The organism is Xanthomonas sp. MUS 060 (assembly GCF_000963215.1).
Classification (GTDB): domain Bacteria; phylum Pseudomonadota; class Gammaproteobacteria; order Xanthomonadales; family Xanthomonadaceae; genus Xanthomonas_A.
In genome coordinates this window covers 125,362-141,235 of sequence record NZ_JZIM01000001.1, presented here as the reverse complement: position 1 = coordinate 141,235, position 15,874 = coordinate 125,362, and the positions used below count along the sequence as shown (strand labels likewise).

The 15,874-nt window shown below is 62.4% G+C and carries 12 protein-coding genes, 1 other RNA gene and 3 pseudogenes; 12 read left to right on the top strand and 4 right to left on the bottom strand.

The features are described from left to right. Nucleotides 1-56: 56 nt before the first annotated feature. The 5 genes from XANALMUS060_RS00565 (at nt 57) to XANALMUS060_RS00545 (ending at nt 3,848) form a co-directional block, all read left to right on the top strand. Nucleotides 57-1,415, top strand: a complete 1,359-nt coding sequence (locus tag XANALMUS060_RS00565; RefSeq protein ID WP_045736712.1) for an Hsp70 family protein — start codon at nt 57-59, stop codon at nt 1,413-1,415. A 339-nt stretch (nt 1,416-1,754) separates the two neighbouring features. Beyond that, entirely contained in the window at nt 1,755-2,087 is a 333-nt protein-coding gene (locus tag XANALMUS060_RS00560) for a YkgJ family cysteine cluster protein (RefSeq protein WP_045736711.1), read from the top strand. Between the two features lie 16 nt (nt 2,088-2,103). Beyond that, entirely contained in the window at nt 2,104-2,304 is a 201-nt protein-coding gene (locus tag XANALMUS060_RS00555) for a hypothetical protein (RefSeq protein WP_045728323.1), read from the top strand. A gap of 74 nt (nt 2,305-2,378) precedes the next feature. Then, nucleotides 2,379-3,173, top strand: a complete 795-nt coding sequence (locus tag XANALMUS060_RS00550; RefSeq protein WP_045736710.1) for an EAL domain-containing protein — start codon at nt 2,379-2,381, stop codon at nt 3,171-3,173. Between the two features lie 96 nt (nt 3,174-3,269). Further along, a complete protein-coding gene (locus XANALMUS060_RS00545; RefSeq protein ID WP_045736709.1) occupies nt 3,270-3,848 on the top strand; it encodes a mechanosensitive ion channel family protein in 579 nt (192 codons plus the stop codon). Between the two features lie 132 nt (nt 3,849-3,980). Here XANALMUS060_RS00545 and XANALMUS060_RS00540 read toward each other — a convergent pair whose 3' ends face one another. Continuing rightward, on the bottom strand, nt 3,981-4,514 hold the full coding sequence (locus XANALMUS060_RS00540) for a DUF2058 domain-containing protein (protein WP_045736708.1): 534 nt from the start codon (nt 4,512-4,514) through the stop codon (nt 3,981-3,983). A gap of 311 nt (nt 4,515-4,825) precedes the next feature. Between XANALMUS060_RS00540 and XANALMUS060_RS00535 the strand changes: the two genes are divergently transcribed. After that, nucleotides 4,826-5,536: an rRNA pseudouridine synthase gene (locus XANALMUS060_RS00535; RefSeq protein WP_045736707.1), complete on the top strand. Its 711-nt coding sequence runs from the start codon at nt 4,826-4,828 to the stop codon at nt 5,534-5,536. A gap of 85 nt (nt 5,537-5,621) precedes the next feature. On the opposite strand, the gene XANALMUS060_RS00530 is transcribed toward XANALMUS060_RS00535, so the two are convergent. After that, nucleotides 5,622-6,425 carry an SGNH/GDSL hydrolase family protein gene (locus XANALMUS060_RS00530; RefSeq protein WP_045736706.1) on the bottom strand — a complete coding sequence of 268 codons (804 nt, stop codon included), beginning with the start codon at nt 6,423-6,425 and terminating at the stop codon, nt 5,622-5,624. A 479-nt stretch (nt 6,426-6,904) separates the two neighbouring features. Between XANALMUS060_RS00530 and XANALMUS060_RS00525 the strand changes: the two are divergent. From XANALMUS060_RS00525 to XANALMUS060_RS21060, 6 genes and pseudogenes are all read left to right on the top strand, one after another. Further along, nucleotides 6,905-8,517 (top strand): annotated as a pseudogene (locus XANALMUS060_RS00525) (PQQ-binding-like beta-propeller repeat protein). Nucleotides 8,518-8,539: 22 nt separating this feature from the next. Next, a pseudogene (locus XANALMUS060_RS00520) lies at nt 8,540-8,905 on the top strand (PQQ-binding-like beta-propeller repeat protein); the annotation flags it as partial. A gap of 140 nt (nt 8,906-9,045) precedes the next feature. Continuing rightward, nucleotides 9,046-9,957, top strand: a pseudogene (locus tag XANALMUS060_RS21700) (serine protease); the annotation flags it as partial. A 153-nt stretch (nt 9,958-10,110) separates the two neighbouring features. Then, nucleotides 10,111-10,186, top strand: a non-coding RNA gene (locus XANALMUS060_RS18075) — sX9 sRNA. A 259-nt stretch (nt 10,187-10,445) separates the two neighbouring features. Further along, the gene (locus tag XANALMUS060_RS00505; protein ID WP_045736703.1) at nt 10,446-11,852 is read left to right on the top strand and encodes a trypsin-like peptidase domain-containing protein; all 1,407 of its coding nucleotides are present in this window, start codon (nt 10,446-10,448) and stop codon (nt 11,850-11,852) included. A gap of 135 nt (nt 11,853-11,987) precedes the next feature. Beyond that, entirely contained in the window at nt 11,988-12,137 is a 150-nt protein-coding gene (locus XANALMUS060_RS21060; RefSeq protein ID WP_200893982.1) for a hypothetical protein, read from the top strand. A gap of 232 nt (nt 12,138-12,369) precedes the next feature. On the opposite strand, the gene XANALMUS060_RS00500 is transcribed toward XANALMUS060_RS21060, so the two are convergent. Together XANALMUS060_RS00500 and XANALMUS060_RS00495 are read right to left on the bottom strand one after the other, a co-directional pair. Continuing rightward, nucleotides 12,370-13,764 (bottom strand): PepSY domain-containing protein, encoded by a 1,395-nt coding sequence (locus XANALMUS060_RS00500; protein ID WP_045737045.1) that lies wholly within the window; start codon nt 13,762-13,764, stop codon nt 12,370-12,372. An 11-nt stretch (nt 13,765-13,775) separates the two neighbouring features. After that, entirely contained in the window at nt 13,776-15,830 is a 2,055-nt protein-coding gene (locus XANALMUS060_RS00495) for a TonB-dependent receptor (RefSeq protein ID WP_045736702.1), read from the bottom strand. Nucleotides 15,831-15,874: the final 44 nt, after the last annotated feature.

Below are 15,874 nucleotides of genomic sequence, written 5' to 3'. Positions count from 1 at the left end.
TGCATCGCCGCGTCGCTTGGCACACAGTGCGCGCCCGTCCCGTTCCCGGCAACGCCATGCGACTCGGCATCGACTTTGGCACCAGCAATTCCGCCGCCGCCGCAGTGATCGACGGCCGCGTGGTGCAGATCGGCTTCGGCGATCAACTGCAGTTCCGCACCACGGTTTACTTCCCCGAGGCAATGCGCGACCCGGCCGATTTCGACCTGACTCCTGCGCTGGAACAACAGGTGCAGGAACTGATCGACGCCGGTCACCGCGATACTGTCGCCGCTGGACGCGAACGCAGCCGTGATGCACTGCGCCGCGATGCGATCCGGGTGGTGCGCCGGCAATGGATGGAAACGCAGATACGCGAACCGCGCAGTTCCGCAGCACTGCTGCAGAATGCGGTCTACGGCGATGCCGCACTGGAGGCGTATTTCGTCGAGGGAGAAGGCAACCTGGTGCAGAGTCCCAAATCAATGCTGGGCTACAACCTGCATCCGCGCGCACGCCAGACCATCGCCGGCATTGCCGCGCACATCCTCGAACACATCCGCCTGACCGCCTCGCAACAGCTCGGCATGCAGGTACGGCGCGCCCTGCTCGGCCGCCCGGTGCAATTCCGCAGTTCGATCGGCGAAGCCGGCAACGCGCAAGCGCTGGAGATTCTGCATGGTGCGGCGATCACCGCCGGCTTCGACGATGTGGCGTTTCTGGAAGAACCGGCCGCGGCGGCCATGCACTACCACGCCGTCACCCGCGAGCGACACGATGCGGTGGTGGTGGACATCGGCGGCGGCACCACCGACATCGCCCACGCCAGCGTCGGCGGCGACGCCGCGCCGCAGGTCCATCGCGCCTGGGGCATCGCCCGTGGTGGCACCGACATCGATTTGGCGCTGAACCTGGCCAGCTTCATGCCGCTGTTCGGCCGTGGCATCACCCGAGTCCCGTCGCACCACTACGTGGAGGCGGCGATGGTGCAGGACACCACCCGCCAGCGCGACTTTCGTCAACATCGCTACGACGCGGTGCCATCGCCCTACGACACGCGCTTGCAAGCCTTGCAGCACGCTGGCAACACCGCGCGCCTGTACCGCGCGGTGGAACGCAGCAAGATCCGTCTCAGCGACGCCACCCAGCACAGTGAAACTCTGGAATACATCGAAACCGGGCTACAGGTGCAGGTGTGTGCCGAGGAGTTATCGCAGGCCGCCGGCAGTTATCGTGACGCGCTGGAAACACTACTCGCGCAGGTACGCCAGGAGATCGGCGGCGATCCGACCGCGGTCTTTCTGACCGGCGGCATGTCGCGCGCCAACGATTTGCAGCGACTGGTCGCCGCCGCATTCCCACAGGCGCGTCTGGTCCATGGCGATCCCGCGTTCGGCGTGGTGCAGGGCCTGGCGCTGGCCGCAGCACACGGCTGAGCGGCAACCCCGCCCATCCCTCGGCCGCCACATCAGCGCCAAAGCCGTTATCCCGCAAGAAGGCGGAAGCGTGGTCCGGGATAAGCCAACCGCGTTCATACGTGCCCGTCACGACTGGCGTAATATGCGCTGATACGCCTCAGCATCACGTCATTACACGCGTCTCGTCCGGCCCTTCCTTATCTGTCGCCCGACTCGCCCCATTTCTCGCGCCAGCCTCTGCCCTATCGCCGAGCCTGCCCCATCGGGAGCGCCCGTGTCCGTCGTTGTTTACACACCGCACCAACCTGCCTCGACGGATCACGCCACCGCTTCCTGTGCGTCCAGTGGTGACCATCCATGAAGACGCCACCGGCACCGCCGCGCAGTAGCGAAACCAGCATTTCTTGTGAGCGCTGCGATGCGATTTGCTGCCGTCTGACCGTGCTGCTGATGCCCGATGACCAAATCCCCCAACACCTCACCGAGTACACCCGCGACGGCCTGCTCGCAATGGCCCGCGACGAAGAGGGCTGGTGCGTGGCCGTGGATAGCAAGCGCATGTGTTGCTCGATCTACGCGCAACGCCCAACGGTGTGCCGCAAGTTCACGATGGCAGGTCCGTACTGCCGCGACATCCGCCGCATCCACAACGACCAGTTGCGGCGTGGCATTCCGTTGACAATGTACTGACTTGAGGAATTCGAGCATGGCACGTCCCATCAGCAAGACCACTTCGTCCAGCAACAAGCTCGGGCGCGGCGCCAATGCCGTCGACAAGACGCAGAAGGGTCTCAGCCGCGAGCGTATCGAGGCCGATATGGCCGCCTTCCGCAAGGCCGGCGGCCGCATCGAAGTGCTCGGTACCACCCGCGTGCTGAAGAAAGTCGACGAACTCCAAGCCAGCTAAATACGCCGGTACTATGCACGGCCTTCACAGCGACTGCGCATACTTGTCGCTCTCTGCGGCCATCACGATCCAGTATGATACTGCGCTCTGCGTCCGCGGAACTGGGCCAACCTGCGTGCGGCAACTGCCGCGGCGCAGAGCCATTGGATTTCGCCGTGCACACGGCATTTCAGCCGATCGTCGATGCCTCCACGCGCACGATCTACGCCTACGAGGCGTTGGTCCGCGGCGAGGACGGCAGCAGCGCCGCGACCATGCTGGAGCGTATCCAGCCTGAGCAGCTGTATCGCTTCGATCAGACCTGCCGTATGCAAGCCATTACCAGCGCGACTCGCCTGGGCCTGAGCACGCGCCTGTCGATCAATTTCATCCCCAACGCGATGTATGAACCGGCGACCTGCATTCGCCCGACTCTGGCCGCCGCCGAGCGCTTCGGCATGCCGGTCAGTGCGTTGATCTTCGAACTCAGCGAATCCGAACACATCGCCGACCTACCCAAAGTGATGCGGATCCTGAACCACTGCGCGGAGCGTGGCTTTCTCACCGCGATCGACGATTTCGGTGCCGGCCATTCCGGTCTCAACTTACTCGCCGATTTCCAACCCCACTTAATCAAACTGGACATCGGCCTGGTCCATGGGATCGATACCAGCACAGCACGTCGGCACATCGTCGGCGGTATCGTGCAAATCGCCGCCGCACTCGGCTGCACCGTGCTCGCAGAAGGCGTGGAAACGCCTGCCGAGTACCATGCCCTGCGCACGCTGGGAATCGACCTATACCAGGGCTACCTATTCGCCAAGCCCGCATTGGAAGCGTTGCCGCGCATCCCCGCCGCACTGTGGAAACGCCTGGAAAGCACAGGCTAAACGTATTGCCGATCAGCCCCATATCGGCGCATGCACTTGCCCGCGCCAGCCCGGCTTGCGAGCATCGGTTCTGCTCTACCTTCCCGCGAGGCTGCGATGCCCTGGCTAGACCCCATACTGCCTCCCTGGATTCAGCATTGGCTGGATCCGACCGCACCAGGTGTGCAGCAGATCGTGATAATCGCGCTCGCCGCCTGGCTGCTGCGTGCCCTGCTGCGTCGGCTGATCCGGCAAGTGAGTGAACACCATGCACTGCCACCTGAGCTAGTGATGATCGCACGCCGCGGCAGTGGCTTGGTGATCTACAGCACCGCGCTTTTGCTGATCCTGGATCGCCTGGGAGTGTCGGTCACGGTCCTGTGGACCGCCCTCACCGGTTTCGCTGCAGTCGCCGCAGTGGCGTTCTTCGCCGCCTGGAGCGTGCTCTCCAACATCTTCTGCACGCTATTGATCTTCGCCACACGGCCGTTCCGCTTGCACGACCATATCGAACTACTGGAAAACGGCGAGAAGCCTGGACTGCAGGGCGAGGTGATCGATATCAACCTGATCTACACCACCTTGCGCGAACACCGCGATGGCGGCGACAGCGTGCTGCAGATTCCCAACAGCCTGTTTTTTCAGCGCAGTACGCGCCGTTGGCGTGGCCATCCAGCACCGCCGAGGCTGGACTGAAAGACGTGCCATTTCAGCGTCACTGCCGCTGCTTGCAAGCACACCGAGCTTGTCACCGCTGCACTCGTTGCCATTGCTCCCTCTGCGATCCCACAAAGCGCGTTCATGCATCACGCTCGCTGATCCGCACACTTACCAGATCAGATCGTCCGGTACTTGGAACCGGCTGTAGAACGGATCGTCCTCGCCACTGGCCAGCGGCGCCGCCAACGCATCGAAGACGATCGCCGCCGGATCACGGCTGCTGACCTTGTCCATCACCGCGCGCGGAATCGGCACATAGCCCGCTTCCAGCCGCGCGATCACCACGCTGCCGGCGATCAACTGTGCGCGCAACGCCGCATCCACCCGCAACCGCTGGATCTTGCCGGCGTCGGTGAAGTGATAGTCGATTTCGCCATCGGCGTTGAGCTTGTGGTTGTCCACGATCTGCCGCGCCTGTGTGCGCCGCTCCTGCGCCCGCAGTTGCGCATTGCGCTCGGCGGCCAGAGCGCGGTCGCGCTCCACCCGCTCCTGGCGCAGCCGCTCGTTCTCTACTTGCTCGGCACTGGGCGGCGGCGGGGACTTGCCCTGACGCGCCTTGGCCTGTTCGCGCGCCACCTGGGCCACCTGGCTCTTCTTCACCAAACCGGCCTTGAGCAATTGCTCCTGCAAGGGATTGCGCATCGAAACCTTCCGCGTAGGCGCTATCTAGATATCTAGAAGCCGAATGATACCCGCTGCACGCTTTAGCATCAGCCACAGGACGCAAGCAGATGACGTGAGCGCCGTGCGCCAATTCCAATGCCGCCGAAAAAGCGTCCACCGCAATCTCTTGCATCCACCCACGATGCGCTCGCATCGTGCCCGCTCCGATTGGTGTTTGATCTGCGCCAGCAGCTCGTCCGGTTGAATCCAGTCCGGCATCGGAATCCGGCCGCGTGGCGGGACAACCGCCGCGCCCGTACACTGCTCGACCACCGATTGCAGCGCCGCCGATGTCCGCCCCCGTTCGCCTCGACAAATACCTCGCTGCCATGCTGCCGTGCTCGCGCGGCGAAGCGCAGCAGTACATCGAAGGCGGCTGGGTCAGCGTGGACGGCATCGTGGTCGAGACACCCCAGGCCAGCATCACCACACAGCAAGTGACGCTGGCACCCGATGCGCAACTGGGAGCCGACGACGCGGCCACTTTGCTGCTGCACAAACCCGCTGGACTAACGGTGGCACAAGCGCTGGCACTGGCCAGTCCCACGACGCGCAGCGTGCTCGATACGACCGACAGGCGCATGCTCAAACGCCACTTCCTGCGCCTGAGCATGCCCTTGCCACTGGAACAGGAAGCCAACGGGCTGCTGGTGCTCAGCCAGGACCGCCGCGTGCTGCGCCGACTCAACGAGGACGCGGCCACCATCGAACAGGAGTTCGTGGTCCAGGTGCGCGGCGACCTGCAGCCCTATGGCCTGCACCGGCTCGCCCACGGTCTACGCCATGGGTCGCGCGCACTGCCCCCCTGCAAGGTCAGCTGGCAGAACGAGGACAGCCTGCGTTTTGCGATCAAGCACGTGCAACCCGGACAGTTGCATGACATGTGCGCGCAAGTGGGGCTGGAGGTGGTCGGATTACGACGCCTGCGCATCGGTCGCATTGCGCTGGGCAAACTGGTGCCGGGCGAGTGGCGCTATCTGCCAAACAGCGAGCGCTTCTGAGGCGCGCCGGCACAGCAGATATCCGCACCATCTCGGCAACTATGGCGGCGCGCACGACTCAGCCCAGCATGCGCGCCACCCACGCTCAGCGTTTGCCCAGCGCGCGCTGGATCGCCTGCTCGGCCAACGGCGCCATCAGCGCATAGCCGGCACTGTTGGGATGCACACCATCAATCGCCACGGTTTTATCCATGCCGCCCTCGCGGTTGCTCAAGGCGCTGTAGTAGTCCAGATACACCGCCCCCTGGCGCTGCGCGTACTCCCGCATCCAGGCATTGAGCGCGCGGACCTTGCCCGCAGGTTGCAAACCCGGTCGCCACGGATAGTCACTCACGGGCAACACCGATGCCAGCACCACCTTGATGTGATTGGCCTGGGCCAACTCGGTCATCGAACGTAGGTTGTCCTCGATCATACTCAGCGTGGAAAGCCCGGTATTACCAGCCAAGTCGTTGGTTCCGGCCAGGATCACCACCACCGCCGGTTTCAGGTCGATCACGTCCTGACGCAAGCGCACCAGCATTTGTGCCGTGGTCTGCCCGGAAATACCGCGGTTGACGTAGCCGGATTTGCCAGGGAAAAACTGCGTCCCTTCCGCGCGCCCCCAGGCATCGGTGATGGAGTCGCCATAGAACACCACACGCGGCACGCGCATGGTCGGCGCGGCAAGAGCGGCGTTGTCGGCACGATAGCGTTGCAATTGCGCCCAATCCAACAAGCGCTGCTGCATCTCCACCACGTCGCTGGGTTTGAGCGCGTCAGGCGCACGCGTGTAGACAGGATCGACCTTGCCCTCCAGCGCGGCGACAGGCGCCGGTGCGGCGTATACGGCATCCAGCGTCGTGACGCACAAGGCAAGGACAACACACAACAACAGCGGGCATTTCATCGTCGGACTCCGTTTGTCGATCTCAGTAGAGAGAAAGTGTAAGCAAGACGCCATTGCCCCGATGCCGCATTGCCGCAGCGATGCGGCGATACAAGCGCGATGTCGATCCCACCGCGCGTTCGGCCATCGCTCACAGCAAACGCCATGCGATGGATCGATGTTGCATATCGCAAGCCGGCGTCTGCGTGCGCTTACCTGGACACAACGTGAGTCGCACAACGACGACCATGCGCGTTGCATCACGCAAATGCAGAAGGGATGACACCGAGAAGAAGGCACCATCGTTTTTCGCTATCGCCGCAACCTTATTTTGATCGCTAACTTTCCCGTAAGTACATGACATTCAAGGATTTCCACTCATAGGATGACAAGGGAAGTGACGGGGGGATCCCCACTCTCATTTTTAAGGACACCCAATGAAAATCCTTGCTGCACACCGGAACCAGCACCGCCCGCGACTGGCTCTGCTGACAGGCTTGATGCTCAGCGCGCTGGCGATGACGCAATCTGCAGGCGCCACGCCTGCATCAACGAACACCGTCGCGACAAATGCGTACTGGCCTGTCGATGGTGCTCCGTTCGCCACCCACACCCTGTGGGACAGTGCCGGCGGTGGCTTTCTCAACACCCGCTTCGCACCCGGTGAATGGCAGATCAACCCGTTCAATGCCGCGAATCTGAAGATCGCCTGGACTTTCGCCACACAGGGGGATGTCTCGGCCACGCCCACCGTACAGGGCAAAGCACTGTACGTGCCGGACTGGGGTGGCGAGCTCTATCGCATCGACACCGACCTGGGCACAGCGGTCTGGCAGGTCAAGCTGTCGGACTACACCGGCATCGCCGGTTCGCTGTCGCGCAATAGTCCGGCGATCGCGCGCGACCGCATCCTGGTCGGCGACCAGGCCAGTGGCACGGTGCTGGCGATCGACAAGGAAACCGGCAAACTGCTGTGGAAGACCCTGGTCGAATCCAACCCGACAGCACACATCACCGCCTCGCCGGTGGTCTACGGCGACCGCGTCTACATCGGCGTGTCCTCCGGCGACTGGACCACGTTGACCCCTGGCTACAAATATTCCTTCCGCGGCAGCGTGGCCGCGCTGGACCTGAAGACCGGTGAAGTGCTGTGGCGTTTCCAGACCGCGCCCGAAGGCTACACCGGCGCTTCAGTATGGGGCACACTGGCGATCGACCCGCTGCGCCAGCGCGTATACGCCACCACCGGCAACAACTACTCGATACCACTTGATGTCGCCACCTGCGTCAAAAACGCCAACGACGACAAGGACGCGCAGTTGGCATGCATGGCTCCAGACAACTATGTCGACTCGGTGCTGGCGCTGGACATGAGCAGCGGCAAGCCGGTGTGGACGCGTCGCATGCAAGGTGCGGACGTCTGGTCGCTGTCCTGCCTGTACGCGCCTACCAACGGCCTGTGCCAGGATCCGCAGGGACCGGATTACGACTTCAGCGGCGGCGGCGCCAATTTGTTCATCGCGATCCGCGACGGCAAGCCACAGCCACTGGTCGGCGTCGGCCAGAAGAGCGGGGTCTACTGGGCGCTCGATGCCAACACTGGGCAGACCGTGTGGTCGACGCAAGTCGGCCCCGGCGGTATCAACGGCGGCATCGAATGGGGCTCCTCGGTGGACCCGTTCAAGTCACGTGTCTACGTCGCCATCAACAATAACTTGCATAGCAGCTACACGCTGGCGCCTGGCAATATACCGAGACCTGGAACGCCGGCTCCTGGGCCGCGCTCGATGCAGCCACCGGCAAGATCGTCTGGCAAATCAAGGTACCGGGCACCGATCCGGTCAGTCCCACATTCGGCGCAGGTGGTCGTGGTCCCTTGGCCTCCTCGCCGGGGCTGGTGTACGCAGGCTCCATGTCCGGCACGATGAACGTGCTCGACGCACAAACTGGCGCTACCTTGTGGAGCTTCGATGCCGGCGGTTCGGTCGCCAGCGCTCCGGCCATCGTCGATGGTGCGGTGTACTGGGGCGCAGGCTACAGCCGCTTCAACTTCGGCACCGGGGTCAACAAGCTGTACAAATTCGTCCCCGCAACGATGCAACAGCATCACTGAGCACGAGTAACCCAGCCTCTACAGCACCGAGACCTGGAACGCCGGCTCCTGGGCCGCGCTCGATGCAGCCACCGGCAAGATCGTCTGGCAAATCAAGGTACCGGGCACCGATCCGGTCAGTCCCACATTCGGCGCAGGTGGTCGTGGTCCCTTGGCCTCCTCGCCGGGGCTGGTGTACGCAGGCTCCATGTCCGGCACGATGAACGTGCTCGACGCACAAACTGGCGCTACCTTGTGGAGCTTCGATGCCGGCGGTTCGGTCGCCAGCGCTCCGGCCATCGTCGATGGTGCGGTGTACTGGGGCGCAGGCTACAGCCGCTTCAACTTCGGCACCGGGGTCAACAAGCTGTACAAATTCGTCCCCGCAACGATGCAACAGCATCACTGAGCACGAGTAACCCAGCCTCTACAGCAAAACACATGTGGCCCCTCCTGTGCAGGCAGGAGGGGCTTTGCATTCGTCATCGCGTGCATCGGCTGATTCGCTCGGAAGGGTTGCGTGCGAGCGAACGTGATCCAGAACACACAACACTACGCTTTGCTGGCGAGGACGGTCGCGTGTTCGAACAGAACGGTAGCGACTTCACCAGTCCCACTTCTGGATGGTCAGCGGCGGTCGCTGGCCCGCGCATGCTGGTAGAGATCGAACTAGCGAAAGGCCAGTCCCCGCAGAACCTCGCATTGAAAATCCCGAAAATCTCGCACATGGACATCAGCCCTGTCGCCAGCGACACGACGATAAAGACGATGACCGACGATAGCGAATCGTGCCAACATGACATCGTTTGCCGCGCCAATCCGACACCCGGTTTCACCTCGGCCACCAAAGCAGTGGCCATTATGCTATTCACTATCGACAAGGGCACCTATTTATGTACCGGCACCCTGCTCAATAACAGCAACACACCGAAGAAATTCCTGTTCTGGACCGCCGCGCACTGCATCAGCAAAAAATCCGTCGCAAATACCGTACAGGCCTACTGGTTCTAGCAGACAACTAAGTGCGGGGGCTCAAAGATCAATCCGGACTACATCACACTCAACGGTGGCGCCTATCTGCGCTACACCAACATCACCCGCGATACGTCATTGCCGGAGCTGAAAAATGCACCACCGAGCGGGGCATTTTTCGCTGGCTGGAGCAGTGCGGCGATCAGTTCGATCGGCACCGCAATCGAAGGCATCCACCAACCCAGAGGCAGTGTGAAGAAGTATTCGCTGGGCAATATCACCGCCCTATCCAGCTCGTATTTGCACAAGTCACCGCTGTACCAGGTGATATGGAATATCGGCGTTACCGCACCCGGCTCATCTGGTTCAGGCCTATTCACTGTCAACAGCAATGGAGATTATCAGTTGCGCGGCGGCCTGCTTGGCGCCGATTCATTCTGCAACAAACCGAACAATCCAGATTATTACTCGCGTTTATCGGACGTGTATCCATTGATCAAGCAGTATCTGGGGCAATCGGCCAAAGTCCGCTGGTCTGGGGCATTGCTGTTTTTGCGCCAAGGTAGACCGGGGCTCAACTGAGAGCGGCTCACAACACGAATGCGCCGCCACCAAACGGGGCGCACGGAGCTCGGAATCTTCATGCACCACGCGGACACCACGGCTCCTGCGCGCCATCCGCACCCGCCTGGCGGCGGCTGGCAACGTTTTGTTCACCACGCTAGGCGAAACCTGCATTTACTGGCGCACGAAGGCCATTACATCGTCAACGAGCCTAGCTTCCAGGCTTCGCACAATCGCTTGACGCGTGCCGCAAACGCGAAGGACACAAAAAATATGCCCACAAAACACCATCGCGACGAGGACTGACTTAGGCTGCAAACGCACATTGAACATAGCGACAGCAATGGCACCCATCGGGCAACGCACCGGATGGTCCCTCCTCCGACTGACGTAATCAGCAATCAGGATGATCCATGAATCGAAGACATGCACTGTCTATCGCATTGCTCGCCAGCATCGCTGGCCTGTCTTCAAGGGCTATCGCGCATCCTCCCCCATTGGCCGACGAGATGGATTCCGCACCGGTCGAAACTGCACCGAACATCGCGGCGCTGGGTGGAGCGGAACTGCATAGCGTCGCCGCAGATAGTACGCCCCCACCCACCCTGATCGCATTGCCCCCGCCCGACAACGTCAACACCGCTAGAATTCAGCAATTACGTGCACAACAAAGCAAACAGGGAAAGCCACTGCAAATCGGTTTCTCCCGCGATATCGTCAAACCGGATATCGACTTGCGCCATCTCAACTGGCAGACACTGTCCAACGGCGCGCAGGCAACCAGCTTCCAGATCACCTCCACCAATGCCGCAGCGCTGCGCGTGGCACTGCAACTGGGTGGCAGCGGCGCTCAGCCCGGCGATCCGAGCCAAGCGACGCTACGCTTCGCTGGCCAGGATGGTCGCGTATTCGCACAGAACGGCAGCGATTTCGCCGGCAGCACGCCTGGCTGGTCGGCCGTGGTCGCCGGTGCGCGCATGATGGTGGAGATCGAACTAGCCAAAAGCCAGTCTCCACAGAACTTCGCACTGAAGATGCCGAAGGTATCGCACATGGAGATCAGCCCTGTCGCCAACGACGCGATGATGCAGCCAATGAGCGGCGAGAGCGGCGCATGCGAGCACGACCTCGCGTGCCGCACCCATCCGACGCCCGGCTTCATCACTGCAGCCAGGTCGGTGGCACGCATGCTGATCACCAATCAAGACGGCTCCACCTTCACCTGCACCGGCACGCTGCTCAACAACCGCAATACGCCGAAGAGGTTCCTGTTTTGGACTGCGTCCCACTGCATCAGCACCCAGGATGTCGCCAACACCCTGCAGACCTATTGGTTCTACGACGCTACCACCTGTCATGGCTCCAAGATCAATCCGGAATACGCCACGCTCAGCGGCGGTGCTTATGTGCGCTACACCAACGATACCCGCGACGTGTCCTTGCTGGAGCTGAAAATCGCGCCGCCGAGCGGAGCATTTTTCGCCGGATGGAGCAGTGAGGCGATCTATTCGACCGGCACCCCGATCATCGGCATCCACCATCCCCAAGGCGACGTGAAGAAATATTCGCTGGGCAACGTGACCGCCCTGTCCCGTTCATTCGAAAACAAGTCGCCGCTGTACCGCGTGGAATGGAAGGCCGGTGTCACCGAGGATGGCTCGTCCGGTTCGGCCCTGTTCACAGTCAAAGATAACGGCGCTTACCAATTACGTGGCGGCCTGTTCGATGGCGGCTCGTCCTGCAAAACGCCGAAAGAGCCGGATTACTACTCGCGTTTCTCGGACGTGTATCCATCCATCCGGAAATACTTGAGCAGGTAAGCCAGCAGCCGGGAATACCGCACTGCTGTTGCTGCACTAGGACAGGCTGCCTCAACTTGGCCGCCTGTCGTTTTCTCACCCCGCCAATCGCGTAGCGAGTACACTGCCTCTCTCCCACCGACAAGCAGACATCACTTGGCCAAGCCCAACTACTCCTTTGAAAAACGTCAGCGCGAACTGGCCAAGAAGAAACAGCAGGACGAGAAAGATGCGCGCAAACGCGAAGCGCGCGACGCCGCCAAGGCTGCCGCAAACGCCAGCGAGACGCCCGACAGCACCACCTGATGCGCAAGCTGGATCCGGTGCCATCAGCACCACGTCGCGCGCTATCGCAAGACATCGGCGCTCGGTCGCTGGACGCTGTCAACATGCAAGAGCACCACGAGAAGCGGACTGAGCGACTTGCTGGTTATTGCGACCATCGCGACACTTCCAGCATGGCAGATCGCAACGAGTTCCCTGCCACAGCGCAAACGGAACCGTTGCGAAAGCAGTGACGCCTCCATCGCCAGTGCGCTCACTCGTGCCGCAACACCAGCAACCAATCCAGCGCCAGCATCAGCATCAGCGACAGGCCGACCAACGGGAACAGCACACCGCCGAGCGCCAACAACGCAATCACACCGCGCAAGGTGCGCCGGTCAGGCGGTGGCGGCACACCCAGCGCACCGGCTGGACGCCGCTTCCACCACATCGGCACGGCACTCACGCACAGCACCACGATGCCAAGGCACGAGGCAATCAAAACCACCTGATTGAACCCTCCATACTCCTGGCCCATGTGCACGTTGATGCCCCACTCCAGTGCCTTGGCCAGTGGGCCATAGTCGGCGTAGCACATATCCAGCAGGACCTTGCCGCTGTACTGATCCAGATGAATCACGCGCTGCTGCGCCAAGTCAGGCGGATATACCGAGGCGGTGTACACGCCACGAGGACCACGCGGCAAGGCCACGCTGTAACCGGCGGCGATACCACGGTCTCGAAAGTGGGCAACCGCCGCGTCCAGACCAATCGCAGTGGCGGGCGGGCTGGCAACGGTCATCGCGGCACTTGCATCCTCGGCCCGGCGCATCGCATGCGCAGTCGTCGGCACGGCTGACGGCAACATCGATTCCGGCACGCGCGCCTGACGCAGCGACCAGGCGGGCACCTCGGTCTCGCCCAGGCGCTGCGTGGACATCGGCAGATCCACCCGTAACCCGGCCGGATAACCGTAGTGATGGCCATTGGCGAGCCGGTTGACCTGCGCGCCCCAGAACCACGACCACGGCAATCCGGTCAGCGCCAAAAACAACAGCATCGCGCCGACGACACTACCGGTGAGCGCATGCACATCGCGCCAGAACCGCCGCTGTGGCGGCCGTCCGCGTACCTGGGTCACACCACCACGACGCCCGCGTGGCCACCACAGATAGATCCCGGTCAACACCAGCAGGATCGCCCAGCCCGCGACCACTTCGATCAACGCTCTGGCGAACCAGCCGACGTAGTCGAGGCTGTGCAAACGGCGGATCGTCCAGGACACAGTGCCATGCTCGGGCAAACGACCCAACACCCGCCCCCGATACGGATCCACGTACACCACCTGGTGACGCCCATCGGCGGCGGCAACGGTCACTTCCGCCGAAGCGGCGGGCCGCACCGGCGTGGTGTAGCGCAGCACCTGCCCCGGCTGCACCGCCAACGCCGCATCCAGCAGCCGCTGCGGCGGCAACGCGTGTGCGTCAGCGGGCACCATCACTGTCTTCAGCCCGCGATGGAAATAGCCGTCGATCGGCTGCTGGTAGACGAATGCCGCACCGGTCAGCGCCAGCCAGACCAGAAGCGGAAGCACCAGCAAGCCAGCGTAAAAATGCCAGCGCCACACCGCACGGTAAAACCGCGCGGTTGGTACAGCCTCCGCCATCATGGCGCGTGTCATCACCAACCCCAGCTCAAGGTGACGTACAGGGCGCGGCCGTCGCCGGGCGATTGACCGGAGGAACCGCTGTCGTACCAGACATAAACGTAGTGGCGATCGGTCAGGTTCTTCAACTGCACGGAAATCTCGCGCTGCGCACCCAAGTCCCAGCTCGCCCCCAGATTGGCCAACGCATAACCGCCGTAGCGACCCAGCGTATTGCTTCGCTCAACGTAGTAATCGCCCTGCGCGTTGCCCCATGCCGAGAGCTTCAAACGTGATGTCGCCTGCCAGTCGAAACCGGCACTGGCCAGAAAGTGCGGCACGTTTTCGATCTCTTTACCACGTGTCATCGGCGCACTCGGGTCCGGGGTCTCGATCAGCGCACGTTGCCGCGAATATGCCAGCCACAGCATCCAGCGCGCGTCCGGATGCAAGTTCAGTTGCGCGTCCCAGCCACGGCGCAGGGTCTTGCCAACGTTACCGACCTCACCCGTGCCGACGCTGCCGTTGACGCCTAAGATGGTGGCCACTTCGTCGGAGGCACGCTGTTCCCAGTACGCCACACGCGCGTCCCAACGCTGTTGCGCACCGACGAACTTCAATCCGGTCTCCCAGCCGTCGTTGAACGACGGCGCCAGATCGCGCGACTGGGTGCGATAGGCACCATTGCCGCTGCCGATCTGAAAACTGCGACCGATGTTGGCGTAGGCACTGGTTTGCTCGGTCAGTCTGTACACCGCGCTCAACTTGGGTTGCCGGATGGTGCCGTAGGCGTAGGCCGGATAACGCGCTCCACTGGACAGGTCGCGGAACTGCCCACCTACCCAATCCACACGATAACCGGGCACCAGTTGCAGACGCGCACTCGGGCGCAGCACCGCCTGCACGTAGACGCCACGCGTGTGCAGGTCGAAATCCCAGTCGCGCAATGGCATCGTGCGTACCCGTGCCACAGTGCGATAGCGTTGCGAGGTACTGTCCTGCCATTGACCATCGACTCCGCCCTCCAGCGCGAACGATTCCGCCCAATCCACCTGCGGCACCCAACTGAGCTTGCTCAGGAAGCCACGCTGGGTTTCGTCGGTATCGCGTTCCTGTTGCGCGCTAGCCGCAGTGAAGCGCACCCACCGCCGGTTCTGGTAGCGATTCCAATACAGCGTCGTACTGCTCTGCACGGTATCGCTCAGGCGCGCATCCAGGTGCAGCCCGACTTGCCCGGTCTGACGCGCGCTACGGTCATCGCGCGCGTAATCCGGCGAACTGCGCGGCGCGCTCTGCGCCGTGGCGGCATCCAGATACCCTGCCTCCAATGCCGCATCGTCGTAGTAACGCGCGCTGAGCCCGGCACGCCAACGCGCATCCGGGTCGGTATAGAACCACTTGCCGGCGAACGCGCGTTTGCGCGCGTCGTCATGATCGCGGTAACCGTCGCTATCGCGCCAGGCGGCGAAGTAGTTCTGGCTCCAGCCGCCATGCTCGATGCCCTGCAGCGCCTGCACCTCGCGGGTACCAAAACTGCCGACGGTGACGCTGGCATGGCCATCGTTGCCGCCACTGCGCGTCAGCACTTCCACACTGCCGGCGATGGCGTTCAGGCCATAACGCGGATCGTTGGTGCCGCGCACGATTTCGAGCGCGGCGATCTCCAACGGAAACACCGCATCCAGGTAAGGCATGGCGCCGTTATTGTCGTTACTGGGAATGCCATCGATCAGCAACTTGACCGCATTGACCCGACCTTCGCCGTTGAAGCCACGGAAAGAAAACCGACCGCCCTCCACTCCCATTTTGAACTGAGTGACTTGCACACCAGGCGCGCGCAGCAGCAGTAACGACGTGTTATCGACCTGCTGATCCTGCAGCAGATCGCCGTCGAGGATGTCCACGGAACTGAACACGTTGCGCGCACTGGAACCAACGGCGAGTGGCGAGGCGGCCTGGACCTTGCCCAACGTCAACACGGAGTCGCCGGCAGCCACTGGCAGTGCGTCGACCTCGGCATGAGCAGGGGCGAGCACCGCGACACAGACACAACAACACGCCGCCGTCGGCATGGAAAGAAAACGCATCATCGATGACTCCATCGATACAAAGGAAGGACGTGCCACGACAACGT

What these genes read in the sequence shown, in the direction of transcription:
- XANALMUS060_RS00565 (WP_045736712.1), top strand. Translation starts at nt 57, where the DNA reads ATGCGACTCGGCATCGACTTTGGCACCAGCAATTCCGCCGCCGCCGCA.
- XANALMUS060_RS00560 (WP_045736711.1), top strand. Translation starts at nt 1,755, where the DNA reads ATGAAGACGCCACCGGCACCGCCGCGCAGTAGCGAAACCAGCATTTCT.
- XANALMUS060_RS00555 (WP_045728323.1), top strand. Translation starts at nt 2,104, where the DNA reads ATGGCACGTCCCATCAGCAAGACCACTTCGTCCAGCAACAAGCTCGGG.
- XANALMUS060_RS00550 (WP_045736710.1), top strand. Translation starts at nt 2,379, where the DNA reads ATGATACTGCGCTCTGCGTCCGCGGAACTGGGCCAACCTGCGTGCGGC.
- XANALMUS060_RS00545 (WP_045736709.1), top strand. Translation starts at nt 3,270, where the DNA reads ATGCCCTGGCTAGACCCCATACTGCCTCCCTGGATTCAGCATTGGCTG.
- XANALMUS060_RS00540 (WP_045736708.1), bottom strand. Translation starts at nt 4,514, where the DNA reads ATGCGCAATCCCTTGCAGGAGCAATTGCTCAAGGCCGGTTTGGTGAAG.
- XANALMUS060_RS00535 (WP_045736707.1), top strand. Translation starts at nt 4,826, where the DNA reads ATGTCCGCCCCCGTTCGCCTCGACAAATACCTCGCTGCCATGCTGCCG.
- XANALMUS060_RS00530 (WP_045736706.1), bottom strand. Translation starts at nt 6,425, where the DNA reads ATGAAATGCCCGCTGTTGTTGTGTGTTGTCCTTGCCTTGTGCGTCACG.
- XANALMUS060_RS00505 (WP_045736703.1), top strand. Translation starts at nt 10,446, where the DNA reads ATGAATCGAAGACATGCACTGTCTATCGCATTGCTCGCCAGCATCGCT.
- XANALMUS060_RS00500 (WP_045737045.1), bottom strand. Translation starts at nt 13,764, where the DNA reads ATGATGGCGGAGGCTGTACCAACCGCGCGGTTTTACCGTGCGGTGTGG.
- XANALMUS060_RS00495 (WP_045736702.1), bottom strand. Translation starts at nt 15,830, where the DNA reads ATGATGCGTTTTCTTTCCATGCCGACGGCGGCGTGTTGTTGTGTCTGT.